Source organism: Salinarchaeum sp. Harcht-Bsk1 (genome assembly GCF_000403645.1).
In the GTDB taxonomy this organism is placed as follows: domain Archaea; phylum Halobacteriota; class Halobacteria; order Halobacteriales; family Salinarchaeaceae; genus Salinarchaeum.
The window spans coordinates 3,224,279-3,248,469 of record NC_021313.1 but is presented as its reverse complement, the minus strand read 5'-3'; the positions used below and the strand labels follow the sequence as shown (position 1 = coordinate 3,248,469).

Genomic DNA, 24,191 nt, shown 5'->3' with positions numbered 1-24,191 from the left:
CAAGAGGAAGGTATCGGAACGAAAGCCGTCAGTTCAATCCGTCTGCGGGATAGCGACTGCAGCGACCGCGAACGCGAGGACGGCAAAGCCCGATAGCACCGCGAGATCGAACCAGGGAGACCCGCCACCGTACATCGCGCTCCGAGCGCCCCGGGCGAAGTACGTCAGTGGAGAGAGGTTCACGATCGGACCGAACCACCCCGGGAGCTGTGACGGCGGGACGAAGGTGTTCGACAGAAAGAGGAGCGGAAGACCGATCGTGTTGCTCGCTGCGACGGCACCGTCCCTGGAGTCGGTCACGCGACCGAGGATCGTCCCGATGCCACAGAATCCGACGATTCCGGGGACGAGAAACAGGGGAAGGAGCCAGACGTCGCCCAGCGGGGCTCCGGTCAACGCGACGACGAGTCCGAGGATCAACGCCGCTGCGAGCCCGACGATGGCGACGTTGACCGCGACGTGTGCGGCGAGCCACTCCGAGCGCTGGAGCGGCGTCGTCGCGAGCTTCTCGAAGCGGTTGCCCTCCCGGTGGCGAGCGACCTCGCTGGACATCCGGGACAACGGCGTGAAGAGGACCACGACCGCGACGTAACCAGGGACGTAGTAGGCGGGAGATTCTGCGAAGAGGCCACCGCTGCCCGGATCCGTCTGGACGAGCGCTCCGAAGATCACGACGAGAATCGTCGGGAACAGGAACGTGAAGAACACGGCCGTCCGACGACGCAGGAAAGAGCGCAGGGCGACGCCGAACTCCGCGTCGAGGCGTCCGAATCGGGTCATCTGCGATCACCTCCGACGGTCGGGCTGGATTGCTGGCCCGCAGTTGCAGTGGCTGCAATGCGTGACGCCTCGCCAGCAACTGCCAGATACGCGTCCTCGAGGGCGGGCCGGCGCCACTCGAGTCCTTCGTAGTCGACGCCGGCCGATCCGAGGACCTCGACAACCGACTCGATCGACTCGGGACGAACGTCGCGGACGACGACGCGGTCCCGCTCTCGCTCGACGTCGAGTCCGTCCCGTTCGAGCGCAGCAACCGCCGCGTCGATCGACGCTTCGTCGGCGAATTCGACGATCACGCGAGGCGCTCCGCCGTGTTCCTCGATCAGTTCCGACGGAGAGCCAGTCGCGCTAACGCGACCATCGGCCAGGAGGACGACCCGGTCCGCGATCCGCTCGGCTTCGTCCATGTCGTGGGTGGTCACGAGGATGGTCGCACCACCGTCGGCCAGTGATGCGATCTGGTCGCGAACGGTGCGACGGCCTTCCGGGTCGATACCGGTCGTTGGCTCGTCGAGTATCAGCACTGCGGGATCGTTGACGAGCGCCGCTCCGAGACAGACGCGGCGCTGCTGGCCACCGGAGAGGTTCTCGTAGCGCGTGTTCGCGGCGTCGGCCACCCCGACCGTCTCGAGGACCTCGTGCGGGTCCCGAGCGTCGTCGTAGAGGCCAGCGTAGTACCGGAGGAGTTCGATCGCACTGAGTCGACCCGGAGGTTCGAACGACTGGGGAAGGACGCCGAGGGGGTTACGATCGACGTCCTCCGGCACCGTCCCCAGCACGCGGATCGTGCCGCTGTCGGGCGTAATCGTGCCGGTGAGCGATCGCACGAGCGTCGTCTTGCCGGCCCCGTTCGGGCCGACGAGCGCGACGACCGCTCCCTCCTCGGCAGCCAGCGAGACCCCGTCGAGTGCGATGGTTTCGCCGTAGGTCTTCCGCACGTCCTCGGCGGCGAGCACCGGACACATATCCGTCCGTCGGCGCGGGATCGGGAAGGGCGTTCCGGGTTCGATTCGGCAGCACGGCGCCGCTGAACCACACGAGCGGCGTCGCAACTGGGAGGTCCAATCCTGCGATACGGTCGAAACGAGGGACGGTTCGACGCTACGAGTGAGGACCGTCCCCCATCACCGGACGGTAGTACAACAGCGCGACGGTCACGACGTAGAGCACCATTCCGCCCTCGTAGGCGATCGGCGCCACGGCAGAGAGCAAGGCCCCGCTCGACGCACCGATCGCGCCCGTAACGACTGCAGCGACGAGCGGCATCGTACAGCTAATACACGAGAAGAGGCCGACGATGCCGACGCCAGCGAGGCTGGCAGCGTCGAGCACCGTCGCGTAGACGAGGTAGGTCAGCGCGGCGAACCCGATCACGTACGGCGGGATCAGCGAGACGTGGAGGAACTCGCTGTTGAAGAGGAGGTACGGCGTCCACCCTGGAGGCTGGATGCCGTACATCACGAAGTCGAATCCCGTTGCTGGCGTGTCGCTGCCGAAGGCCGGCCCGAGCGCGAGCATGTTCCCCATGAAACCCAGCGCGAGGAAGTACAGCACTGAGAGGCCCGCAGCGACGCGTCTCCGCGAGGTCGACGCCGACGGTGGCTCGGTCCGTACCAGTGCCCAGAGGCCGACGTTGATCCACACGAACGGGAAGAGCAAGAACGCGAGGTCGTAGGACCGCTGGGTGATCGCGAGGTACGTGAGGACGAACAGCGCCTCGACGTTCACGAGGACGACGCCCCAGACGATCGTGCTCTTTCGAGGCCGCGGTACCCGCGCGTCGAGCGTCGACACGGCTTCGTGCATGACGGGATTACAGGGCGACGGTGTCCACGATGATGGCGAGCAGCACCAGGCCGAGATACGCGTTCGAGGCGTGGAAGGATCGAAGCGCGGCGGACTCGGTCTGCTCCCTGTGGAGGCGGATGGCGGCCCAGAGGAACGCACCGCCCGCGAGGACGCTCGTCAGCGCGAACAGCGGTCCGAGCGACGAGACGGTGCTCAGGACCGCCGCCGCGGCGAGCGTCGCTCCGAGGTACCAGATCACGTGACGACGAGCGGTCGCCTCGCCACGGACGACCGGTAGCATGGGGAATCCACCACGGGCGTAGTCCTCCTTGTACGCCAGCGCGAGGTTGTAGAAGTGTGCGGGCGTCCACAGGAAGATCACGCCGGCCAGCGCGAGCGCCGGAAGTCCGATCTCGTTGGTCACAGCTGCCCAGCCGATGAGCGCCGGGAGGGCCCCGGCGCCACCGCCGATCACGGTGTTCTGGACGGTGTTGGGCTTCAGTACGACGGTGTAGATCACGCTGTAGTACGCGATCGCGGTGAGCCCCAGGATCGCCGCGAGACGATTGATCGCGAGGAAGGCGGCCAGCGAACCTGCGGCGAGCATGAGGCCGAAGAGGATCGCGTTCCTGACCGGAACGAGATCCACCGCGAGCGGCCGGTCGGAAGTCCGGTTCATCCGTCGGTCGACGTCCCGTTCGAGGACGTTGTTGAACGTGCCACTCGCACCGATGGCGAGGACGCCGCCGAGCATCGTCAGCGCGAAGACCCGCGGGGAGACGCCAGCGCCCGCAGCGAGGGCCATCCCGGCTGCCGCCACGAGACAGAGCAGCCACATCAGCCGTGGCTTCGTCATACGGAAGTAGGCGAGTGCGACGAGTTTTGCACGGCCGAGGCCACTGGCGGGAATATCTCGTGGCTGGGCGTCAGCGTCGGCGGTCACCGGTTCGGGGGCCTCCAGGGGCTCGCGATCTGCCGCGCTCGCGGTCTGTGCGTCGAGCGACCAGGCGAGTGCAGCGAGGATACCGCCGAAGATCGCGAGGCCGAATCCGAGGTGGAGCACGCCGAGGAACCCGGCGGCCCCGCCAGATGTCGCAGCGACTGCACCGAGACCGACCTGGACTGGATAGAGACCGAGTGCGAGGAGCAAGGACGCCCGAACGCGGCGACTGGTGGGCCGTCGGAGGGCGAGCGCTGTGGCGGCGAGGACGAGACCGCCGACGAGGAGCGCTGCGGTCCGATGGCCGAGGGCGATCGCCACTTCGGGCTCCTCGAGTGCGCCCAGCGCGCCGTCGCAGACCGGCCACGTGGAGCAGGTCGTGGCTGCCTCGGAGACGGCGTTGGTCGCGCCGAGAATCACGAGGAGGTACGCGCCGATCGCCGTCACGGCAAGTAACGTCGCGAAGGAGTCGTCCTCTGGGGTGGTCTCGGCAGTCACGGCTGTTGAGAGAACCTTTGCCTGTTCGTATTTAGTCTCGGCGCTTCACCACGATTCCGATTGTTGATTCCTCGCGGGATTCGCACCGAACCCCCAGCATCGAGGGCCTGTGATCGGGGTCGCATCTCGTGTAATCAGGTCGCACCTCGAAGCGATCACATTCCCATGTCCGCAGCCTGCTCCGGGACCGGGAGCTCCGCGGGGGCGACGCCGAGCAACTCCGCGGCGTGATCCAGCGCCATGTCGAACCCGTAGTACCGTTCGAGTTCGTCGCCGTCGGCACTTGGGCGCACTTTGAGCATGGCGTAGCCCTCGACGTTCTGTGCGATTGCGGCAGTGCGCCCGTCCCGCTCGAACTCGAGAAGTCGCTCGGCCGGCGTCTCGCGGTACGTTGCGGTGATCGACCCCTCGGTCACGGAGGCCTCTGTCATTGTCCGTTCTGGGGGTCGGGATCCCACGTAGCTTCCGGTTCGTGCCGACCGTTCAGGACTCTCCAGCGGCGGATGCAGGATCGCAAGTATCCAGTGGGTCCGATACGGAGGGCCGCCCGTGACCAAGTGGCTCCAGAGCGGGCTTCGCCGAGACGTCTGCATCGTCCTCGCTGGGGAGGGCGAACTCCACGGCCAGCAACTCAAAGCGCGGATCGCAGCGCACTACGACGAGCGAATCGACCCGTCGACGTTCTACGGCGCCCTCGAGGCCCTCGTCGAGACGGGTCACCTCGAGGTTCACGAGGACGGCCTCCACGACGCCTACGCGCTGACCGATGCTGGACGATCGATGGTCGAGGAGCAGTTCGCGTGGATGCGATCGCACGTCGAATCCTGAGGCTCGCTGGAAGGCACCGACGCTCTCCGAACGTGGCGAGAATCGCCGCTCGCCTCCTCCCGGTTCGCCGGAGCAGAAACCGAACCTCAGTCGGAAAGCGCGAGCGGATTCCCGTACCGTCCGTGGGAGACGATTTCGTCCAGTGGTTCCCTGTCTTTCCGTCCGCGAAGGCTTTCCACGTCGAACGTGGGGTGGCCGAATCCGATGACTGCGGTTACCTCGAGATCCTCGGGGACGTCGAGACACTCGCGAGTGCCGGCCTCGTGAAACCCCGTGTAGATGCAGGAGCCGATGCCACGGTCCCAGGCGGCGAACTGCATGTGCGTGATCGTTCGCCCCGCGTCGATCTCGTGGTAGTGTCGCTCCGGATTCGTGACGATCACCACGGCAAAATCGGCGTCGGCGACCCACGAACCAGAGGTACTGAGTTCGGCTAGCCGAGCCAGATCGTCGGCGTCGTCGACGAGGATCGGTCGCCAGTGCTGACTGTTGTGGCCACTCTGGGAGAGGTGGCCGGCGTCGAGAATCGCTCGTTTGGTCTCCGTATCGACTGGTTCGTCCGTGAACTCGCGGACGGAAATCGCCGTCTGGATGACGTCCGTGACGTCCATGCCTCGGCCGACGCACGGAATCGGATTAAATGTGAGCGACGGATCGGGCGGTCGCCAGTGGCCGCCACCTCACTCCAGCAGCCCGTACTCCGTTCGAAGCGCGTTCCGTATCGATTCCCACGATCCATCGACGGTCGGGGCATCGAGCGTCTCCCCGTCCTTGAACCCACTCGAGGTCGCGAGACAGACGATCGGACCGTCGAGTGACCCGTCGAAGTCGGCGGCGGCCTCGCGGAGTCCTGCGACGCCGGCCGCTCCGGAGAATTCCTGCCAGCAGCCCCGGGCTGCGAGTAGCGCCTGTGCTTCAGCGATCGCGTCGTCGGTCACGCCGGTCGCGTCGCCGTCGCTCTCATCGATTGCAGTGACGCCGTGGTAGGTCGCCTGTGTCGCCTGGATCGAGTGGGCGTCGGTGTCGCCTGGCGCGACGCTCGGGAGCGCGGCTTCCGACTCGAGCGCTGCGACGTGCGGCGCACGAGCGGCGGGTTCGCACGCTATCATTCGTGGCGTCTCGGCGGTGACGCCGAGTGATTCGAGTTCCCGGAACCCCTTCCAGACGCCGTAGAGCACCTCGGCGTGGGCCGTCGGAACGAAGACCGTCCCCGGGACTCGACGATCGAGCTGGAGAAACAACTCGTAGGCGATCGTCTTGTACCCTTCCGGCCCCCAGGGGTGGCCCGTCGGTACCGCTGTGCGGCTACTCACCGGGTGGTATCCGGCCGTCGCTGCGAGCCGATCGACTGCCTCCTGTCGCGCGTGCCAGTCTGGAATCTGGAGGATCGCCGTGTCGTAGGCACCGACGAACTGCTGGACCGCGGCAGGCGTATCGGGCGACGTGAAGACGACGACCGACAGTCCCGCCCGAGCGCCGTAGGCTGCCGTCGCAGCGCCGTGATTCCCCGACGAGGAGACGACGATTCCGGGCGCGTCGACGCCGACGGACGCGCTGACGGTGAGCCTGGCGAGACGGTCCTTCTGGCTCCACGTCGGATTCCGGCTCTCGTCCTTGACGTACACCTCGGTTCCAGCACCTGCGCCGGCCCAGTCCGCGACGTCGGGGGCGGCCAGCAGCGGCGTGTTCCCTTCCCCAAGCGACGTACCCTCGGCGAGTGGCGGGAGCAGTGGCTGCCACTGGTCGATCCCGTGCTCGATCGGCCCCTCGAACAGTCCGTCGGGCACGGCCTCGTACTCGTAGGTGACCTCGACGGGATACTGGACTGCCTCGTCACTGGTCTCGGGACAGCCGCCCGTCTGTGGTGGCCACAGCGGGTACTCGATGGATCGATCCTTCAGCGAACGCTGGCCGGTCGCGAGCGACTCGTCGTCCGTGCCAGCGGAAGTGGCTGACCCGTCCATCGATCTGGCGTTCTTCGAGCAGTCACGTCAACGATTCGGCGCCGTGGTACGCAGTAGCAGGGTTCGGCGATCTTGCGCCGCGGGCCCGTCACTCCATCACGCGATCACCGATCGTGTTGCGGAGGATCTCGCTGGTCCCCTCGTAGATCTCGTTGAGCTTCGCGTCACGGTAGAACCGCTCGGCGGGAAAGTCCTTGACGTAGCCGTATCCGCCGTGGATCTGAATGCCCTCGTTGGCGACTTCCCGGGAGATCTCGGACGCGTAGAGTTTCGCCTGGGCAGCCTCCTTGACGTAGCTCTCGCCCCGGATCTTCCGGTCGGCAGCCTTGTGCATCAGGAGCTTCGCCGCCTGGACCTTCGTATCCATGTCCGCGAGTTTGTGCTTGATCGACTGGAACTCGCCGATCGGCTGGTCGAACTGCTCGCGCTCCGTCGCGTACTCGCTCGCTGCGTCGAGTGCCGCTCGAGCGATGCCGACCCCACGCGCGGCGATCGTGATCCGGCCCCCGTTGAGCGTCTTGAGCGCCTGGACGAACCCATCGCCTTCCTCGCCGAGTCTGCGGTCCTCCGGAATCCGGAGGTCGTCGAAGCGAAGTTCAGCTGTCGGGCAGCCCTTGTCACCGAGTTTGTCCTCGGTCCCCTCGACGTGGAACCCGTCGTCTTCGTCGGGACGGACGACGAACGACGAGATGCCGTTCCGCCCGGCGTCGGCGTCCGTCTTCGCGAAGACGGTCACGGTGTCGGCGACCGAGCCGTTCGAGATCCAGAGTTTTCCGCCGTCGACGACGTACTCTCCAGCGGCCTCGTCGTACGTTGCGGTCGTCTCCATGGCTGGAACGTCGCTCCCCGCACCCGGCTCCGAGAGGGCGAAAGCACCGACGTCGCCCCCTTCCGCGAGCGGGACGAGGTACTCCTGTTTCTGTTCCTCGTCGCCGAACTCGTAGAGCATGTTGCCGGCCAGCGACACGTGCGCGGCGACGACCGTTCCGAGGCCGCCACTTCCCCGAGAGATCTCTTCGAGTGCGATCGCATACGAGTGATAGTCGAGTCCTGCGCCGCCGTACTCCTCGGGGAACGGCGCGCCCATGATGCCCAGGTCGCCGATCTGGTCGACGAGATCGGCCGGGAACTCGTCCTCGGAATCGATCTCGCTCGCTCGCGGAACGACTTCCTCGTCGACGAACTCCGCGACGGCGTCACGGATCTGGCGTTGCTCCTGATTCAAACGAAAGTCCATACAGGTTCATAGGATGGGGGTCCCTTCAGTGTCTTCCTCTCCGAGCGGACCCAACGGACCAGCCGTTCACTCGCCCCCGACCAGCCGCTCCTTCTCCCGCTTCGACAGCGATTTGATCTCGTGCTCGCGGGAGAGCGCCGCCGATCGAGAGGCGTGTTCCTCGACGTAGACGAGTTCCACGGGCGTGCGGGACTGCGTGTACTTCGCGCCGTCGCCAGCGTCGTGTTCCGCGACGCGTCGCTCCGGATCCGTGGTGTAGCCGGTGTAGAGACTGTCGTCGGAACACCGCAGTACGTAGACGTAGTGGTCGGCCACGGCGGAGACGTGTCTCCCGGGGCGAGGAAGCTTACGGTTCGATCCGTTCACCGCGAAGATCGGGGCATGGCCGGGAGTTACTCTGTCGCGTGTCGCCGTCGCGACTGTTCGGCGATCCCGGCGTTCGCCGAACAGTTCGGGCACGCTTCGATCGATCCGTCGTCGGTCTCGAAGACGCGGGCGAAGCGTTCGGACACGTGGCCGTTGCAGTGGTCACACGATGGCATCGGTTGGTGGGCCGCTCGCGTGAGCGGTAGCCCCTCTAGACGTTCGAAGCCAATACTGTTGTCTACAAAGGGTCGAATAACCGGAAGCGCAAGACAGATGTTGGGAACGTGTGACAATCGGCAAATGGTGCCTGTACTGGTTCCCGGTTGCTCTCGGCTGCTACCGAACTACTCCCACGCTCCAGCCACGGCCCTGGCGATCAGCCCCGCCTGCGCACCGGCGACGAAGCCGGCGTCCACGTTCACGGCCGAGATGACGGTGCAGGACTGGAGCATCCCCGCGAGCGCCGCTTCACCCTCGCCGCCGAATCCGTAGCCACTCGAGACAGGCAACCCGATGACGGGAACGTGGACGAGTCCAGCGACGACCGTCGGCAGCGCGCCCTCGCGCCCCGCTGCCACGACCAGCACGTCCGATTCGCGGAGGCGTTCGAGTCGATCGAGGACCCGCGCGATCCCAGCTACGCCGACGTCCTCGATCAGATCGACGCGCGCCCCCATCTCGCCCGCGATCATCGCAGCCTCGCCCGCAGGCTCGGCGTCGGAAGTGCCACCAGTCACGATGCCGACGGTCGCGTCGAAGCGAGGTGGTTCGTACGACGGGGCGTGGGCGACCAGCATCTTGGCACGATCGTTCCAGCGGACAGTCGCCTCGGGTGCCTCTTCCGAGAGGATCGCCGCGACTGCGTTGGCTGCAGGGTCGTCGATACGCGTCACGATCGCCCTGCCTGCAGTGGCGACGGCGGTCGTTGCCAGTTCGGCAATCTCGGCGGCCGTCTTGCCGTCGGCGAGGATCGCCTCCGGGACGCCGCGGCGTTGCTCGCGTGCGGCGTCGAACCGACCGGCGTCGACGGAAGCGTAGCCAGTCAGTTCGGCCTCCGCCTCGGCGGGCGAGAGGTCGCCCGAAGCGACTGCGTCGAGAATGTCGCGCATGCTCGCTCCTCGAACCCCGGAACCAAGTGCCGTTCGTTCGGGACCGCTCGAGCGTCACGCCGACCGCCGGTCTCGGCGCTGGTCGCTCTCACTGCTGGATCAGAGGCGTTCCTGGAGGGTGCTCGCCGTCGTCGGTCCGACGCCCTCGACGTCGAGCAACTCGGATTCGGAGGCGTCGCGAACCGACTCGATGCTCCCGAATCGTCCGAGCAGCGCCTCGCGCGTCGTCGGGCCGACGCCGTCGATGGCGTCCAGTGCCGTCGTAACGTCGTCGCGGACGGTCTGGTGGTACTGCACCGCGAATCTGTGGGCCTCGTCGCGGACGCGCTGGCAGAGGCGCATCGCTTCGTCGGGCACGTCGATCGGACCGTCGGCTCCGAGGATGCGGTCGCCGTCGGCGTCGCGGTCGCCGCGTTCTCCCTTGGCGATTGCGACGAGGGGAACGTCCCAGCCCGCCTCCCCGATCGCTCGCGTCGCTGCGTCGAGTTGATCGTCGCCGCCGTCGATCAGCAGCAGGTCCGGATCGGGTCGGTCGTCTCGCCCCGCGACGGCGCGCTCTGCACGCCACCGCAACAGTTCGTACATGCTTCCGGGATCGTCGTTGCCTTCGGGGAGTTTCTTGCGGCGGTAGCCGTCCGTGTGCTCCGCGCCGTCGACGGCCAGGACGTTGCTCCCGACGGTCGCCTTGCCGCCGGCGTGGCTCACGTCGAACCCCTCGACGCGGTTCGCGGAATCGATCCCGAGCGCGTCGGCCAGCGCGACGCACGGGTCCCGTCCCGGGCCTGCCCGACGGGCGTTCTTCAGGGCGAGGTCGACGAGGCGCGCCTCGCGTCCAGCCCCGGGGACCCGGACGTCGACGTCTCTGTCTTCGAGCCACGCCCTGACCTCGGCGTCGGCGGGATCCTCCGGGAGCAAGAGCACGTCCGGAAGCCGCCGATCGGCGTAGTACTGTGGCACGAACGCGGCCAGCAGCGACGCGGGATCATCACGTGCGGATTCCGGCACGGCGAGCGGTGGCCGGTGTCTATCGACGAGTTTGCCGCCTTCGCTCTCGAGAACGGCGACGGTCGGTTCCCGTCCCTCGACTGCAGCGCCGAGGACGTGAGTCCGGACGCCGTGATCGCCGGATTGCTGGCCGGCGTGGGACACGACGTCCTCGCCCGCGCCGTGGAATCCTTCGACGGTTTCGAGCCGATCGCGGAGCGAGGCGGCGCGCTCGAAGGCTCGTTCCTGTGCCGCCGCACCCATTCGCTGGCGGAGCGGGTCGGCGAGCGCGCCGGTCTCGCCTTCGAAGAACCGTCTCGCCGCAAGGACGTCTTCCCCGTAGGCCTCGGGGGATATCTCGCCCGTGCACGGAGCCGTACACAATCCGATCTCGTAGTCGAGACAGGGGCGATCCCGTCCGCTGTACTTGTGATCCGAGCAGCCGCGCAGCCCGTAGAGTTCGCGGATCGCCTTGACGATCGTCTCGAGTTCGCCCCGGTCGGTGAACGGACCGTACACCGTCGCTCCCTCGTCGGGATCGCGAGTGATCTCGATCCGCGGCATCTCGTGCTCCGTGAACTGCACCAGCGGGTAGGACTTGTCGTCCGTCAGGCGAACGTTGTACCGCGGCTGGTGGCGCTTGATCAGGTTCGCCTCGAGCAGGAGTGCCTGCGTCTCCGTGTCCGTGACCGCAATCTCGACGTCGTCGGCCGCCGCGACCATGTTCGCGATGCGCTGGCCACGCGGGTCGGCGTATGACCGGACTCGATCGCGCAGGTCGACGGCCTTGCCGACGTAGAGGACTCGCTCGGGTCCGGTGCCGCCGTTTCCAGCCACTTCATCGGCTGTGGGCTCGCGAGAGCCGGTCGCACGGAACTGGTAGACGCCGGGCTGTCGGGGCAGGTCGGCAGCGAGTTCGCGGACCCCGGCAGCGTCCATCGGGAATGGCTACGCCGTCGGGCGTTGATGTGGGTTTCCCTGTCGACTCGGAACCGGGTCCTCGGAAGCAGTCGGTATGTGGACGTAATCCATCAGAACCTTGCAGACTACTGGGGCGCAGGGGCGTCGATTGCCTGCCGAAGATCGGCGAGTCTCGCGTCGTCCGCTCCCAGGGAGAGGAGCACGTCGTCTTCGCCGGCCACTTCGATCGCGAGCCGATCTTGTCGCGTTGCTACCTGGACGCCGACGAGCGCCGTTCCGAGAATCGCGAGTAGCGCGCCCAGCGCAATCGCGACCGTGTCGATCGCGTAGAACAGATCGAGCATCGAGTTCACCGGGCCGAGGATTCCGCCGGCAGCCTGGGCCGACGAGAGGTCGGGTCTGGGGAAGAGGGCCGCGGGATCGAGAACGACGCCGACCAGAACCAGCAACCCGCCCGCGACGCCGAGTTTCCCGGCCGTCGGCACGAGTTCGAGCGGTGAGACGCCGCGGCGCTCGACGCCGAGGACGTTCGGCCGATCGATCGCCCGGAACTGCTTCCCGTCACCCTCCGGCGTAAAGACTAGCACGCGCTGTCCAGTCACGACGACCGTTCCCGCACCGACCTGGACCGTCGTTTCGACGTGCTCGCCCTCGAACAGGAGCTGCTCGACCCGCTCGCTCCAGTCGACCATCGGGCGAAGATTCAGCGGCCCCCACAATAGCGTCTTTGGGCAGTCCGATCGGTCGGACGGTCGCGCCACCTTCTTTGCGACGGTCGTCCTGGCTCGACCATGAGCGAGGAGTCGGTTCGGTGCTGGCTGGTCGAGCGCGATTACTGGGACGAGGACGTCGTGACGCTCGTCTACGCCACACCGGACGGCGAACTGTTCCACCAGCGGCAGCTCGCCGCCAATCTCGTGTTCGGGCTCGACGTCACGGCGGCGAAGGAGTTCGACCGAGAAGACCTCGAGCCCACGCCCGAAGCGGACCGAGAGCGATACGCGGAGGAGGCTTCGAAGGTGCGCGAGCGGCACGACCCCGACGAAACGTTGTAACTGGCGGTCGGTGCCAATCGGCAGCCGTAACGGCGCTCAGTCACCGCTCGTGAGCCGTTCTTCGAAGGCCTCGCCGTCGAGTTCTGCCACGTCGTTCGCGTCCGCGTCCGCTCGTTTCGTCGTCCCGGGGTTCTCCCCGACGACCAGGAAGTCAGTGTTCGAGGAGACGCTCGACGTGACGTTACCGCCCTGGCGTTCGACCTGCTCGGTCGCTTCCTGGCGGGTCATCGACGGCAGCGACCCCGTGAAGACGATCGTCTCGCCCTCGAAGGGGCCACCACCGATCTCCACGTCCGGGGCCTGTGGATCAACGTGTTCGAGCAGGTCGTCGAGCACCCGCTGGTTGGCATCCGCCTCGAAGAAGTCCCGGATACGTTCTGCGACGATCGGACCGACGTCGTCGACGGCCTCCAGTTCGTCAGTCGTCGCGTTTCGGAGCGCGTCGAGACTCCCGAAGGTTCGAGCGAGGGTCCGTGCGGTCGTCCCACCGACCTCCGGAATGCCGAGCGCAGTGACGAAGTCCGAGAGGTCCGGCTCGCGGGCGTCCTGGATCGCGTCGACGAGCCTGGTCGCCGCACGCTCCCCGAACCCTTCGAGGTCGGCGAGGTCCTCCACGGTGAGTTCGTAGAGGTCGGCCGGCGTCTCGACAAGTCCTTCGTCGACGAGCAGGTCCACGGTCTCCTCACCGAGTCCCTCGATGTCGAGTGCGCCACGGCTCGCGTAATGCTGGATGGATCGACGGCGCTGGGCGGGACACTCGAGTCCGGCTGGACAGCGCGCGATCGGCCCGTCACGTTCGAGTTCGGTCCCGCAGGCTGGGCACTCGTCCGGGTACTTGAAGTGAACGTCCTCGTTCGCGCCGTCGAGCACCTCGACGACCTGGGGGATCACGTCGCCCGCTCGTTCGACGCGGACCCGGTCGCCGATGCTCACGCCGAGTTCTGCGATCTGTTCGGGGTTGTGTAGGCTCGCGCGGGAGACGGTGACGCCGCCGACGTCGACGGGATCCATGAGCGCGACGGGCGTCGCTCGGCCCGTTCGGCCCACCTGGAGCACGACGTCCCGAACCGTCGTCTCCTCCGAGCGCGGCGGGAACTTGTACGCGAACGCCCAGCGGGGGTGCCGACTCGTCGTGCCGAGGGTCTCCTGTTGCTCCCGATCGTTCACCTTGACGACCGCGCCGTCGACCTCGAAGTCGAGGTCGTCGCGCGTTGCGACCAGTTCGTCTCGATACGCGATGACCCCGTCGATTGAGTCGTGTCGCTCGACGCGATCGCTCACTGGCAACCCCAGTTCTGGAAGGGCGGTGTGTTCCGCCCACCGGCTCGGCCAGGGATCGGACGTGTCCAGAACCCCGAACGCGACGAACGCGAGCGGCCGTTCGGCGACGACGGAGGGGTCTTGCTGGCGGATCGTCCCGGCGGTCGCGTTCCTGGGGTTGGCGAAGGGCTCCTCACCGCGCTCGACCAGTTCCCGGTTGTAGGCCTGGAAGTCGTCACGGGGCATGTAGAGTTCCCCGCGAACGGTGAGATCGGACGGCGGGTCGCCGGAGAGGCGCTGCGGAATCGAGGGGACGGTCCGGGCGTTGTTCGTCACGCCGTCCCCTTCCACGCCGTCGCCGCGCGTGACGACCCGCTGGAGGTGCCCGTCCTGGTAGACGACCTCCAGGGACACGCCGTCGAACTTCGGCTCGCAGACGTAGGTGACCTCGCCGACTTCGCGCCGGACCCGATCGTCGAAGGCTCGAACCTCGGATTCCTCGCCGCTCTGATCGATCGAGAGCATCGGCGCGACGTGCTCGACCGTCGGGAACTCGTCGACGGGTTCGCCGCCGACGCGGTTCGTCGGGCTATCCGCCGTCTCGAGGTCGAAGGCTTCCTCGAGGTCGACGAGGCGATCGAAGAGCGCGTCGTAGGTCCGATCCGCGATCACAGGGTCGTGCTCGACGTAGTATCGTCGATCGTGTTCACGAATCGCCTCGCGGAGCAGTGCAGCCTGCTCGCTGGCCCGATCTTCGGAGAGGTCATCGGTGGGTTCGAAGTCGGTCGGCGGGTCCTCGAGATACGGATTGTCCGCGTCGGCCATTATCCGTCCTTGCCCCCCGATCGTGGATAAAGCTCACCTTCCCGACGGCACGGGGAGGCAGCCAGTTGGACAGGTTGGTGGTACGCCGCGAGAGTGAGATACGGAGTGTGGTCGCGCAACGGTGCACAGACGCTTTTTCAGTCACAATCGAAGCGAGACCAAAACCTGCATATCCCTCGGCCGTGACCCTTCTGGCAACAGGGATTCCCGTGACGAAGAAACAGGAGTACACCGGCGACTACGACGACAAGACGCTGTACATTCCGGGCCCGACGGAGGTCCGCGAGGACGTCATCGAGGAAATGGCTCAGCCGATGTTCGGCCACCGGATGGACCGGATGACTGATCTCTACACAACGATCGTCGAGGACACGAAGGAGTTCCTCGGCACGGACAACGAGGTCATCATTCTGACCGCCTCCGGCACCGAGTTCTGGGAGGCCTCGACGCTCAACCTCGTCGACGAGAACATCCTCGTCCCGACCTGCGGGAGTTTCAGTGAACGCCACGCCAACGTCGCCGAACGGCTCGGAAAGAACGTCGACCGTCTCGAGTACGACTGGGGCCAGGCGATCAAGCCCGAGGACATCCGCGCAGAACTCGAATCCAGCGAGAAGCACTACGACGTCGTCGCGACCGTGATGAACGAGTCCTCGACCGGCGTCCGGAACCCCATCGAGGAGATCGGCGACGTGGTCGCTGAGTACCCGGACACGTACTTCGTCGTCGACGCCGTCTCAGCGCTCGGCGGCGATTACGTCGACATCGACGAGCACGGGATCGACGTCATCTTCGCCTCGACCCAGAAGGCGTTCGCGATGCCGCCGGGGCTCGCGGTCTGCGTCGTCAGCGACGAGGCCTACGACCGCGAACTCGAGAAGGACTCCGCCTCCTGGTACGGCGGCTTCCAGCGCTGTCTCGACTACTACGATCGGAAGGGCCAGACCCACTCCACGCCAGCGATTCCGGTCATGCTGGCCTACCGGAAGCAGATGAAGTACATGCTCGAAGAGGGCCACCAGGAGCGCTCCGAGCGTCACGCGGAAATGACCGAGTACACCCACGAGTGGGCCAGGGAGCACTTCGACCTCTTCGCCGAGGAAGGCTACCGCTCCCAGACCGTCTCTTGCATCGAGAACACCCAGGGGATCGACGTCGCGGCGACGATCGACGCCGTCTCCGAGGAGTACGACATGGCCTTCTCGAACGGCTACGGCTCCGCGCTCGGCGAGAAGACGTTCCGCATCGGCCACATGGGCGAGCACGACGTCGAGAGCATCAGAGCGCTCACCGACGCCATTGAGGACGTCGCCGGCCTGTAACCAGCGGTGATCCTGCGGGACGCTACCGTATCGCCGTCAGTTCTAAGCAGCGCGTCGCCCGAGCATCGACTATGGACCAGTCGTCGTTCGAGGAGGCCGTCGATCCCGACGAAGCCTTCGCCGTGCTCTCCGACGACAACCGCATCGCGATCCTCCGAGCGCTCTGGGAACTCGACGAGTACAGCGCGTCCTTCTCCGACCTCCACGACTCCGTCGACGTCGCGGACTCTGGCCAGTTCAACTACCACCTCGGCAAGCTCACCGACCAGTTCGTCCGGAAGACCGAGGACGGCTACAAGCTGACAGCCGCTGGTATCCGCGTCGTCGGCGCGATCCTCGGTGGCGCCTACACGATGGCTGGCTCGATGGATCCCGTCGAACTCGACGAACCCTGTCCGAGCTGTGACGGTCGCTGGCAGTTCCGCTACGAGGACGAGTTCGCCCGCATGGAGTGTGAGTCCTGTTCGATGGCCATCCAGTATCCCGTACCGCCAGGGACCTTCGTCGGCGTCGCGCATGCGGAGATGCCCGCCCGAACCGAGCGCTATCTTCGAACGCTCCTCGAACAGCTTCGCAACGACGTCTGCCCGTACTGCGAGGGAGAAACCGAATCGCGGATCGTCGTCGTCGAAGAACCATCAGATGGCATTGAGGAGCTACAGTCAATTCCCCTCGTGCGCTACGACTGTACGCGGTGTGCGGGCGAACTGACGACCGACGTCGGTACGCCGCTGCTGGCGGATCCCACGATCGTCTCGTTTTTCCACGACAGAGGCGTCGACGTCCGCGAACGGTCGCTCTGGCAGTTCGCCGCGTTCGACGACGAGGACACGTCGATCGAGGCTTCGGATCCGTATCGCGTGACGGTCACCTTCGAGGCCGATGGAGAGGAACTCGTGGTCACGGTCGACGAATCGATGAACGTGCTCGACGTCGAGGGCCCCGGGCGGTCGACGGAAGGCGCGGAGTGACGCCGGATTATTCCGAGATCCCGTAGACGTCGCCCTCCCAGCCCCGCACCCGGTCGTCGTAGACTGCCTCGCCGCGATCGAGCGCGTCGATCCGTTCGAGATCCGCCTCGTCGATCGACCACTCGAAGAGGTCGAGGTTCGCCCGGACGTGCTCGGGACTGGTCGACTTCGGGAGCACCGTAACGCCGCGCTCGACGGCCCACCTGAGCGCGATCTGTGGGACGGATCGGCCGTAGTCGTCCGCGAGTTCCTGGAGGACCTCGTCCGCGAACAGCTCAGTTCGACCCAGCGGCGCGGCAGCCTCGACGGCCACGTCGTGTTCACGACAGAAATCGACGAGGTCCGGTCGCTGCAGCCACGGATGGAACTCGATCTGGTTGACCGAGATGTCCACCGGGGAGACGTGCAGCGCCGCGGAGAGCTGGTAGGTGTCGAAGTTCGAGACGCCGACGTTGCGCACGAGTCCTTCCCGTTTCAGGTGCGCCATCGCCGAGAGGGTCTCGCGGACGGAAATCGCGGGGTTCGGCCAGTGGATCAGGTAGAGGTCGAGGTAGTCGGTTCCGAGCTTCTCGAGGCTCTCCTTGCAAGACTGGATCACGGACTCGTAGCCGAGATTCTTCGGGAGCACCTTCGAAGTCAGAAAGAGGTCCTCCCGGTCGACGGATTCCTCCGCGAGCACCTCCCCGATCGTGGCTTCGTTGCGGTACCCTTCCGCGGTGTCGACGTGGGTGTACCCCGCGTCGAGGCCCGCTCGAAGCGAGTTCCGGAGGTCCTCGCCCTCGATGTTCCAGGTGCCGAGCCCGACCATCGGTAACTCGTCGCCGCCTCGTAGCGTCGTCGTTGGCGTCGTCATCGTTTGCTACCACGAACGAGGGGTTCCTAACGACTGGGGCTGCGGCACTTCGGGCCGGGGAGCGTTCCTCCCCGGCTGTGCCAACCGTTCACGACCCCGGATCGCCTTTATTGGCTCCTGTCCCGAATTCGATCGCATGCGGATTCGCGAAGCAGCGGCAGGCGACGGGGACGTCATCGGGTCGGTGCACGAGCGATCGGTTCGTCAGCTCGCTGCCGACGCCTACGACGATGCCGTCGTCGAGGCCTGGGTCACCCTGCCGGACGACGATTCCGGAGATACTGACGATCAAGCCGACGATGTTGACGACGAAGGCGAAGATACCGACGAAACTGACGGTGCTGACGACGCAGCCGACGAAAGTGACACCCACGCCGACGATTCGGTCGGCGTGCAGCCCGACGATGGGCGGTTATTCGTGGCGGAAGTGCCAGCGGACGACGGAGCAGGCGCGCGGATGATCGCCGGTTTCGGGGACGTTCGATTCGAACCGCCGGAGTATCTGGACGAACCGGCCGATGGCGGGATCCGGGCAGTGTACGTCGATCCAGACCACGCGGGCGAGGGCGTGGGATCGGCCCTCCTGCGGCGGCTCGAAGTCGAGGCCCGTGACGAGGGGCTGGACTCGCTGGGGTTCCTCGCCTCGGTCAACGCCCGCGGATTCTACGAACGACACGGCTACGAGGCCATCAGTGAGCGACGCTTCGACTTCGGCGACGGCGTCGAGGGCCCAGCAGTGGAGATGCGCCGCGAACTCGACGCGAACCGTGAGTGAGAGGACCGTCGGTGAGACCGGCGGTAGCTTCGCGAGACACCAAACTACACCATGACCGAGTGAGAACAAAGCTAGCGAGAGCCATGCAGGACCGATCACCCACTGTCCACGATCGGCTCCGCCAACGCGTTCTACGTAGCGGGGGTGGACCGTGAGACCGACGCCAGCGACCGGCCGCCACGTCGTGCTGGGCACCGGGCAGGTCGGGCAGCACGTCGCGGCGCAACTCGTCGACGCAGACGCCGACGTCCAGGTCGTCAACCGGTCCGGCGCCGCACCGGATGCGATCGCGGACGAGGTCTCGGTGCAGGCTGCTGATCTCTCCGTCCCCGACCAGGCTCGCGAGGCCTGTGCAGACGCCGCGGTGGTCTACTTCTGCGTGCAGCCACCCTATCACAGATGGCCAGAGCTGTTTCCGCCACTCGTGCGCGCAACACTCGACGCCGCGGACGCTGCGGATGCGACGTTCGTCATGGCTGACGATCTCTACATGTACGGTCCCGTCGAGGGACCGATCCACGAGGACCTGCCCTACGCTGCAGCGGGCTCGAAGGGCGAGGTCCGTGCCGAGATGGCCGAAACCGTCCTCGACGCCCACGAGAGCGGCCGCGTCCGCGCCACGATCGGGCGTGCGAGCGACTTCTACGGCCCAGGAGTCACCGGATCGATCGTCGGCGATCGGGTGTTCCCGAACGTACTCGATGGATCGACGGTCTGGTTCCCCGGCGATCCCGACGTTCCACACAGCTACACGTACATCGAGGACTTCGCGAGGGCCCTCGTGACGCTCGGTGCCAGCGACGCTGCGCTCGGCGAGGCCTGGCACGTTCCGAGCGACGAACCGATCACGACCCGTGAGTTCGTCGAGGTCGCCGGCGAGATTGTGGGAACCGAGCCGACCGTACGCGAACTGCCCGGCTGGATACTGCGCCTTGCCGGCCTCGCGATTCGGCCACTCGCCGAACTCGAGGAGACTCGGTATCAGATCACAGAACCGTTCGAGGTCTCCCACGAGAAGTTCGCCGCGAAGTTCGACGTCGAACCGACGGCATACCGCGAAGGGATCGAGCGCACGCTGGACTGGTACGAGTCGGAGTACTGAGCGTGAGTCGGCAGCCACGATACCGCATTCTGCAGGAAATGGCCGGTACGGCTCGGCGCACTGGGTGCGAATAGCCGGTTGGAGAGATAGCCCGACGATCGTTCACTCGTAGGCTTCGAACTCCTCGCCGAAGACGAGGAAGTACCCGGTGCCGAGCAGGCCGATCACCGCGGCGACCGTGAACGCGACCTCCGGGCTCACGAAGTCCCAGAGCGCGCCGCCGATGGCGGCGCTCGGAATCACGATGGTGTTCCTGAGGAGGTAGTAGGCGCCGGTCACTCGTCCGCCAGCGTCTGCCTGAGCGGGCCCGACGATCAGTGCCTTGTGTGAGGGAAGTCCGGCGAACCGGAGCCCCGAGAAGGCAAAGACCGCGACGAGCGCCTCCGGGTTCGCTGGGGCGAAGATCAGGACGATCGGGAAGATTGCGTAGACGGCGAACCCGGTCGCCACGACGGGTTTCAAGCCGACGCATTCTGCGAGTTTCGCCGCCGGTGCCATCACGAGCAGCGCGACCAGCATCTCGACGCCGAGCAGGTAACCGAAGAAGGCCGCGGGGGAGAGGTCGACGTTCAGCGTCGCGCCGCCGATCGAGATGGCGTCGACGCCGACGGCGAGGAAGTCCGTGACGACGAGCACGAAGAAGACGTACACCATCCCGTTGGCGAAGCGAACCAGCGTATCGCCGACGAGGAGCGGGCGGAGGGGCGCCGGCATGTTCGCGAGATCCTCGCGGATTTGCTGGATCCCCTCGAAGGAGTCGCCTATCGTGTCCTCGCTCGCATCGTAGAGGACGTGCTGGGCGATCGTACCGATCGCGCCGAAGGCGACGGCGACAGCGAGGACGTACTGGAAACTGACGGTGAAGGTGTCGTCGAGTCCGATGAGCACCGCCGCCAACACGGGCCCGATCAGAAACGCCGTCCGCCGGAAAGTCTCGGTACTCGCGAACCCGGCGGCGAGTCGCTCTGGATCGGTAGCCTGCTTGACGACAGCGAACGTCGCCCCGAGTCCGAACGACTTCCAGGCCTGTGCGAGGAGCAGCCCCACGAAGATCCAGAGCCACGGTTCGATCGCGACGCCGTCGATGGTGATCGGTTCGAGTCCCGGTGCGATCAGCCAGACGGCGAACCCGAACGTCGAGAGCAAGCCGAAGAGCGTCAGCGAGTAGCGGGAACCGATCCGATCCGAGAGTGCGCCGCCTGGATAGGGATAGACGGCGGAGATGACGTTCCCGACGGTGCCGAAGAGGCCGACCACGAAGCCGCTCGCTCCGAGCGCAACCAGATACTCGGGGAGGAACCGGCTGGTCATCTGGAAGCCGAGGCTGAAGGCGAACATCGCCAGCGAGAGCACGAGGACGTCCCGTTCGAGTGCGAAGAACGATCGGAAAGCGTCGATCGGTCCTGCTGCCTCGGCCGTGTCGGAGGCCATGGTGGTGCTTGCTCGGGGTCGGGACTAAGGTGTTGCCCCGACGGCGAATTCGTGGCAACCCCAAACGGCGCGCACCGCTTGAACCGAATCGCTCAAGGGGGTAGCGGTGTCCACCTTGGACAATGACGTCCCTCGGGTCGGCGACGGCCGCCCCCGGAGAGCTGGATACCGGGCGCCTCGTCGTCGGTGAGACGCGTGACGGTAGCGAGTTCGGCCTCCCGGTGGCAGTGATCAACGGTGCCGAGGACGGGGACACGCTCTACCTGCAGGCGGCCAGTGACGGCGACGAACTCAACGGCGTCGGCGTCCTCCAGCGCGTCGTCCCGCGGATCGATCCGGCGGAGCTACGGGGAACGATCCTGATCGTCGGAATCGTCAACTACCACGCCTTCCAGGTCGCCGAACACCGGAACCCCATCGACGACACGAAGATGAACCGGACGTATCCGGGCGACGCAGAAGGCACCTCCAGCGAGCGCATCGCGGCCGCCACCTTCGACGTCGCCAGTTCGGCCGACCTCGTCCTCGACCTCCACCAGGGCTCGACGAGTCGGATGATCGACGAGGTCCGGGTCAGGTGTGGTACTCGCCACCGGCTCCACGACCAGTGTCTGGAACTCGCCAAGGCCTTTGGCTGTGGTTACGTGCTCGATCAGAAAGGCCCGGACGGACAACTCGCACGAGAAGGGCCTGACGCCGGGGTTCCGACGGTCGATCCCGAACTCGGCGGCTGCGTCGGCTGGGACGAGCAGTCGATCCAGGCCGGCGTCGACGGCGTCTTCAACGTCCTGCGATACTACGACTTCCTCGAGGGATCCGTCCAGCCAGCACAGCAAACGCGTGCGAACAGCTTCGAGCAGTACGGAGCCCCATGCGGCGGCCTCGTCTCGATGGCGGTCGACCTCGGCGATCACGTCTCACAGGGCGACACCCTGTTCACGATCACCGACGTGTTCGGACAGACGAAAGAGACCGTGACCGCGAACGAGGACGGGATCTGCTGGCGAACCCGTCGGCTCCCGCAGGTCGCGACCGGCGAGTACGTCTGCTCCATCGGAACGGAGGTCGACACGTACTGATGGCGGTCGACGACCCGACCCCCACTGATCTCCAGTGTTCAGCGTGTGGGGCGACGTACGAGGCCGGCCCGGACGAGCCATGGCGGTGTTCGTGTGGCTCCCCGCTCGATTTCGCGGAGAACCCGGTTCCACAGGGTTCGCCGCCGCCGTTTTCCCGGCTCGACACCCGCCGTGGCCTCTGGGCCTTCTTCGAGTTCCTCCCGGTCACGCAGCAGGTGACGCTCGGCGAAGGGTTCACGCCGCTCGTCGGCGCGCCCGAGTGGAACGCGCAGTTCAAACTCGAGTACGTCTTCCCCACGGGGAGCTTCAAAGACCGGGGCGCGACGACGACGCTCTCCCGGGCGGCGGAACTCGGCGTCGACACGATCGTCGAGGACTCCTCCGGCAACGCCGGCGCCTCGATCGCGACCTACGCTGCCCGAGCAAACGTCGACGCCGAGATATACGTTCCCGGCGAACTCCCGCAGTCGAAGCTCATGGCGATTCAGCGTGCCGGAGCTCGGCCCGTTCGGATCGACGGCTCGCGGGAAGACGTGAGCGAGGCCTGCATCGAGGCAGTCGAAGACGGCGACGCGTGGTACGCGAGCCACGCGTGGAACCCGGCATTCCTCGCGGGAACGATGACGTTCGCGCTGGAGGTCGCTGCCCAGCGCGACTGGTCGATCCCCGACGCCGTCGTGCTACCGACCGGGAACGGCACGCTCTCGCTCGGGGCGTACCGCGGTTTCAAAGCGCTCGAGGACGCCGGGATGATCGACGACGTCCCGCGAATCATGGTTGCACAGGCTAGCGGCTACGCACCGATCGTCGACGCTCTCGACGGCGTCGAACCCGATCCAATCACCGAGGAACCGGACGACGTCCCCGACGTTCCGACGACGAGCGGTGGACTCGGCGTCTCCATCGGCGACGACGGTGACGACGACCGGCTCCCGGACAACGAGTTGGCCGACGGCATCCAGATCCGCGACCCACCCCGCAAGGACCAGATCGTCGCGGCCGTCCAGGAAACAGACGGCGCCGCGATCGAAATCGGCGAAAACCAGCTCGAGATCGCACTCGATCGATTACACCGGTCCGGTTTCTACGTCGAACCGACGTGCGCCGTCGGACCCGCTGCGCTCCGTGCGTTCAGAGACGAAGGCATCCTCGCCGACGACGCCGACGTCGTCGTGGCGCTCACTGGCAGCGGTCTCAAGACGCTCTGAAACGGGAACTCGGCGTAGCGGATCGCGACGTTGCCGACCGTCGCCTGGCCGTCACTGCCGTGCTCCATCGCCAGCTTGCGTCGCTTCGAGTGCCTCGTCGTGGATCTCCCCACTCGAAGCCACGATTCCTCGTGCGTCGTGGCGCCACCGCTCCCCCTCGACGTCGGTTACCCGTCCCCCGGCCTGTCGAACGACGTGCGCACCGGCGATCGTGTCCCACGGCGACGCGAAGACGTTCGCGATCGTCGCGTCGAGCGCCCCGTCCGCCACGAGCGCGAGTTCGTACTGCGCGGAGCCGATTCGACGGCAGTCGCCGAAGGACCGGACGACCGCGTCTGCGACCGCCCCGAACTCCTCGCGGCGGTCGCGCGACCACCAGAGCGTCGGGCAGACTGCAGCCTCCTGTGGGTCCGACCGGCTGGCGACCGAGATCCGATCACCGTTCCGCGTCGCGCCGTCTTCACCAGCGGCATAGAGGTCACCCAGTGCGGGGGCTGCAATGACGGCCGCGACGGGTTCGCCGTCCTCGACTGCGGCAACCGCCGTCGTCCAGCAGTGCATTCCCCGGACGTAGTTTGCCGTGCCGTCGATGGGGTCGATCACCCAGGCAGGTCCGGACTCGGGGACGCTGTTCGGCGTCTCGTCTTCCTCGCCCACGATCGGATCGTCGGGGAAGGAGTCGCGGATCGTCTCGACGACCGTTCGCTGTGCGGCCCTGTCGGCCTCGGTCACGTAGTCGGTCGGCCCCGACTTCGTCTCGACGGCGACGTCTCCCCGAAAGTCCTGTAGCGCACGCTCGCCACCGGCAGTCGCAGCCTCGCGAGCGACGGCGAGGCGCTCGGCGGGATCGGATGTCACGTCCACAACTCGCGGAGCCGTCCCTATCGTGGTTGCG

At 66.5% G+C, this 24,191-nt stretch carries 25 protein-coding genes; 8 read left to right on the top strand and 17 right to left on the bottom strand.

Features of this window, described 5'->3' with window-relative positions; translation table 11 throughout:
• Positions 1-33 precede the first annotated feature (33 nt).
• From L593_RS15150 to L593_RS15130, 5 genes are all read right to left on the bottom strand, one after another.
• On the bottom strand, positions 34-780 hold the full coding sequence (locus L593_RS15150; RefSeq protein ID WP_020447857.1) for an ABC transporter permease: 747 nt from the start codon (positions 778-780) through the stop codon (positions 34-36).
• Positions 777-1,745, bottom strand: coding sequence for an ABC transporter ATP-binding protein (locus tag L593_RS15145; protein WP_020447856.1), 969 nt, complete (start codon positions 1,743-1,745; stop codon positions 777-779). The genes L593_RS15150 and L593_RS15145 overlap by 4 nt, the downstream gene beginning before the upstream one ends.
• A 136-nt stretch (positions 1,746-1,881) precedes the next feature.
• Positions 1,882-2,586, bottom strand: a complete 705-nt coding sequence (locus L593_RS15140) for a hypothetical protein (RefSeq protein ID WP_020447855.1) — start codon at positions 2,584-2,586, stop codon at positions 1,882-1,884.
• Positions 2,587-2,593: 7 nt separating this feature from the next.
• Positions 2,594-4,006 (bottom strand): heme o synthase, encoded by a 1,413-nt coding sequence (locus L593_RS15135; protein ID WP_020447854.1) that lies wholly within the window; start codon positions 4,004-4,006, stop codon positions 2,594-2,596.
• Between the two features lie 155 nt (positions 4,007-4,161).
• A complete protein-coding gene (locus L593_RS15130) occupies positions 4,162-4,437 on the bottom strand; it encodes a hypothetical protein (protein WP_020447853.1) in 276 nt (91 codons plus the stop codon).
• A gap of 118 nt (positions 4,438-4,555) precedes the next feature.
• Between L593_RS15130 and L593_RS15125 the strand changes: the two genes are divergently transcribed.
• Positions 4,556-4,834, top strand: a complete 279-nt coding sequence (locus L593_RS15125) for a PadR family transcriptional regulator (RefSeq protein WP_020447852.1) — start codon at positions 4,556-4,558, stop codon at positions 4,832-4,834.
• A gap of 86 nt (positions 4,835-4,920) precedes the next feature.
• On the opposite strand, the gene L593_RS15120 is transcribed toward L593_RS15125, so the two are convergent.
• The 8 genes from L593_RS15120 to L593_RS15090 form a co-directional block, all read right to left on the bottom strand.
• Positions 4,921-5,445, bottom strand: a complete 525-nt coding sequence (locus L593_RS15120; RefSeq protein ID WP_020447851.1) for a nitroreductase family protein — start codon at positions 5,443-5,445, stop codon at positions 4,921-4,923.
• 69 nt (positions 5,446-5,514) lie between these two features.
• Positions 5,515-6,798 carry a pyridoxal-phosphate dependent enzyme gene (locus tag L593_RS15115; protein WP_020447850.1) on the bottom strand — a complete coding sequence of 428 codons (1,284 nt, stop codon included), beginning with the start codon at positions 6,796-6,798 and terminating at the stop codon, positions 5,515-5,517.
• An 88-nt stretch (positions 6,799-6,886) separates the two neighbouring features.
• Positions 6,887-8,035, bottom strand: coding sequence for an acyl-CoA dehydrogenase family protein (locus tag L593_RS15110; protein WP_020447849.1), 1,149 nt, complete (start codon positions 8,033-8,035; stop codon positions 6,887-6,889).
• A 66-nt stretch (positions 8,036-8,101) separates the two neighbouring features.
• A complete protein-coding gene (locus L593_RS15105; RefSeq protein WP_020447848.1) occupies positions 8,102-8,350 on the bottom strand; it encodes a GIY-YIG nuclease family protein in 249 nt (82 codons plus the stop codon).
• 77 nt (positions 8,351-8,427) lie between these two features.
• Positions 8,428-8,577, bottom strand: a complete 150-nt coding sequence (locus tag L593_RS16130; protein ID WP_020447847.1) for a hypothetical protein — start codon at positions 8,575-8,577, stop codon at positions 8,428-8,430.
• Positions 8,578-8,745: 168 nt separating this feature from the next.
• On the bottom strand, positions 8,746-9,510 hold the full coding sequence (larB, locus tag L593_RS15100; protein WP_020447846.1) for a nickel pincer cofactor biosynthesis protein LarB: 765 nt from the start codon (positions 9,508-9,510) through the stop codon (positions 8,746-8,748).
• 99 nt (positions 9,511-9,609) lie between these two features.
• On the bottom strand, positions 9,610-11,433 hold the full coding sequence (locus L593_RS15095; protein ID WP_020447845.1) for an excinuclease ABC subunit C: 1,824 nt from the start codon (positions 11,431-11,433) through the stop codon (positions 9,610-9,612).
• Between the two features lie 107 nt (positions 11,434-11,540).
• Positions 11,541-12,107, bottom strand: a complete 567-nt coding sequence (locus L593_RS15090; RefSeq protein ID WP_020447844.1) for a hypothetical protein — start codon at positions 12,105-12,107, stop codon at positions 11,541-11,543.
• A gap of 99 nt (positions 12,108-12,206) precedes the next feature.
• Between L593_RS15090 and L593_RS15085 the strand changes: the two genes are divergently transcribed.
• The gene (locus L593_RS15085) at positions 12,207-12,470 is read left to right on the top strand and encodes a hypothetical protein (RefSeq protein WP_020447843.1); all 264 of its coding nucleotides are present in this window, start codon (positions 12,207-12,209) and stop codon (positions 12,468-12,470) included.
• Between the two features lie 36 nt (positions 12,471-12,506).
• Here the strand turns inward: L593_RS15085 and ligA are convergent, their stop codons facing one another.
• Positions 12,507-14,555 (bottom strand): NAD-dependent DNA ligase LigA, encoded by a 2,049-nt coding sequence (gene ligA / locus L593_RS15080; RefSeq protein WP_020447842.1) that lies wholly within the window; start codon positions 14,553-14,555, stop codon positions 12,507-12,509.
• 209 nt (positions 14,556-14,764) lie between these two features.
• On the opposite strand from ligA, the gene L593_RS15075 reads away from it, so the two are divergent.
• Together L593_RS15075 and L593_RS15070 are read left to right on the top strand one after the other, a co-directional pair.
• Positions 14,765-15,877: an alanine--glyoxylate aminotransferase family protein gene (locus tag L593_RS15075; protein WP_020447841.1), complete on the top strand. Its 1,113-nt coding sequence runs from the start codon at positions 14,765-14,767 to the stop codon at positions 15,875-15,877.
• Between the two features lie 71 nt (positions 15,878-15,948).
• The gene (locus L593_RS15070) at positions 15,949-16,848 is read left to right on the top strand and encodes a helix-turn-helix transcriptional regulator (protein ID WP_020447840.1); all 900 of its coding nucleotides are present in this window, start codon (positions 15,949-15,951) and stop codon (positions 16,846-16,848) included.
• Between the two features lie 7 nt (positions 16,849-16,855).
• Here L593_RS15070 and L593_RS15065 read toward each other — a convergent pair whose 3' ends face one another.
• Complete coding sequence (locus tag L593_RS15065; RefSeq protein ID WP_020447839.1) at positions 16,856-17,701, bottom strand: aldo/keto reductase; 846 nt, start codon at positions 17,699-17,701, stop codon at positions 16,856-16,858.
• A gap of 136 nt (positions 17,702-17,837) precedes the next feature.
• Here L593_RS15065 and L593_RS15060 point away from each other — a divergent pair, with 136 nt between their 5' ends.
• The gene (locus L593_RS15060) at positions 17,838-18,476 is read left to right on the top strand and encodes a GNAT family N-acetyltransferase (protein ID WP_020447838.1); all 639 of its coding nucleotides are present in this window, start codon (positions 17,838-17,840) and stop codon (positions 18,474-18,476) included.
• A gap of 151 nt (positions 18,477-18,627) precedes the next feature.
• The gene (locus L593_RS15055; protein ID WP_020447837.1) at positions 18,628-19,578 is read left to right on the top strand and encodes an NAD-dependent epimerase/dehydratase family protein; all 951 of its coding nucleotides are present in this window, start codon (positions 18,628-18,630) and stop codon (positions 19,576-19,578) included.
• A gap of 102 nt (positions 19,579-19,680) precedes the next feature.
• On the opposite strand, the gene L593_RS15050 is transcribed toward L593_RS15055, so the two are convergent.
• The gene (locus tag L593_RS15050) at positions 19,681-21,009 is read right to left on the bottom strand and encodes an MFS transporter (RefSeq protein ID WP_020447836.1); all 1,329 of its coding nucleotides are present in this window, start codon (positions 21,007-21,009) and stop codon (positions 19,681-19,683) included.
• 122 nt (positions 21,010-21,131) lie between these two features.
• Here L593_RS15050 and L593_RS15045 point away from each other — a divergent pair, with 122 nt between their 5' ends.
• Both L593_RS15045 and L593_RS15040 read left to right on the top strand, forming a co-directional pair.
• A complete protein-coding gene (locus L593_RS15045) occupies positions 21,132-22,088 on the top strand; it encodes a succinylglutamate desuccinylase/aspartoacylase family protein (RefSeq protein WP_020447835.1) in 957 nt (318 codons plus the stop codon).
• Entirely contained in the window at positions 22,088-23,296 is a 1,209-nt protein-coding gene (locus tag L593_RS15040; protein ID WP_020447834.1) for a threonine synthase, read from the top strand. The genes L593_RS15045 and L593_RS15040 overlap by 1 nt, the downstream gene beginning before the upstream one ends.
• Before the next feature lie 51 nt (positions 23,297-23,347).
• Here the strand turns inward: L593_RS15040 and L593_RS15035 are convergent, their stop codons facing one another.
• Positions 23,348-24,154 carry an inositol monophosphatase gene (locus L593_RS15035; protein ID WP_081638786.1) on the bottom strand — a complete coding sequence of 269 codons (807 nt, stop codon included), beginning with the start codon at positions 24,152-24,154 and terminating at the stop codon, positions 23,348-23,350.
• Between the last annotated feature and the right edge of the window lie 37 nt (positions 24,155-24,191).

Coding starts and splice junctions, on each gene's coding strand:
- L593_RS15150 (WP_020447857.1), bottom strand. CDS start 780: ATGACCCGATTCGGACGCCTCGACGCGGAGTTCGGCGTCGCCCTGCGC.
- L593_RS15145 (WP_020447856.1), bottom strand. CDS start 1,745: ATGTGTCCGGTGCTCGCCGCCGAGGACGTGCGGAAGACCTACGGCGAA.
- L593_RS15140 (WP_020447855.1), bottom strand. CDS start 2,586: ATGCACGAAGCCGTGTCGACGCTCGACGCGCGGGTACCGCGGCCTCGA.
- L593_RS15130 (WP_020447853.1), bottom strand. CDS start 4,437: ATGACAGAGGCCTCCGTGACCGAGGGGTCGATCACCGCAACGTACCGC.
- L593_RS15120 (WP_020447851.1), bottom strand. CDS start 5,445: ATGGACGTCACGGACGTCATCCAGACGGCGATTTCCGTCCGCGAGTTC.
- L593_RS15115 (WP_020447850.1), bottom strand. CDS start 6,798: ATGGACGGGTCAGCCACTTCCGCTGGCACGGACGACGAGTCGCTCGCG.
- L593_RS15110 (WP_020447849.1), bottom strand. CDS start 8,035: ATGGACTTTCGTTTGAATCAGGAGCAACGCCAGATCCGTGACGCCGTC.
- L593_RS16130 (WP_020447847.1), bottom strand. CDS start 8,577: ATGCCATCGTGTGACCACTGCAACGGCCACGTGTCCGAACGCTTCGCC.
- larB (WP_020447846.1), bottom strand. CDS start 9,510: ATGCGCGACATTCTCGACGCAGTCGCTTCGGGCGACCTCTCGCCCGCC.
- L593_RS15095 (WP_020447845.1), bottom strand. CDS start 11,433: ATGGACGCTGCCGGGGTCCGCGAACTCGCTGCCGACCTGCCCCGACAG.
- L593_RS15090 (WP_020447844.1), bottom strand. CDS start 12,107: ATGGTCGACTGGAGCGAGCGGGTCGAGCAGCTCCTGTTCGAGGGCGAG.
- L593_RS15085 (WP_020447843.1), top strand. CDS start 12,207: ATGAGCGAGGAGTCGGTTCGGTGCTGGCTGGTCGAGCGCGATTACTGG.
- ligA (WP_020447842.1), bottom strand. CDS start 14,555: ATGGCCGACGCGGACAATCCGTATCTCGAGGACCCGCCGACCGACTTC.
- L593_RS15070 (WP_020447840.1), top strand. CDS start 15,949: ATGGACCAGTCGTCGTTCGAGGAGGCCGTCGATCCCGACGAAGCCTTC.
- L593_RS15065 (WP_020447839.1), bottom strand. CDS start 17,701: ATGACGACGCCAACGACGACGCTACGAGGCGGCGACGAGTTACCGATG.
- L593_RS15060 (WP_020447838.1), top strand. CDS start 17,838: ATGCGGATTCGCGAAGCAGCGGCAGGCGACGGGGACGTCATCGGGTCG.
- L593_RS15050 (WP_020447836.1), bottom strand. CDS start 21,009: ATGGCCTCCGACACGGCCGAGGCAGCAGGACCGATCGACGCTTTCCGA.
- L593_RS15045 (WP_020447835.1), top strand. CDS start 21,132: ATGACGTCCCTCGGGTCGGCGACGGCCGCCCCCGGAGAGCTGGATACC.
- L593_RS15040 (WP_020447834.1), top strand. CDS start 22,088: ATGGCGGTCGACGACCCGACCCCCACTGATCTCCAGTGTTCAGCGTGT.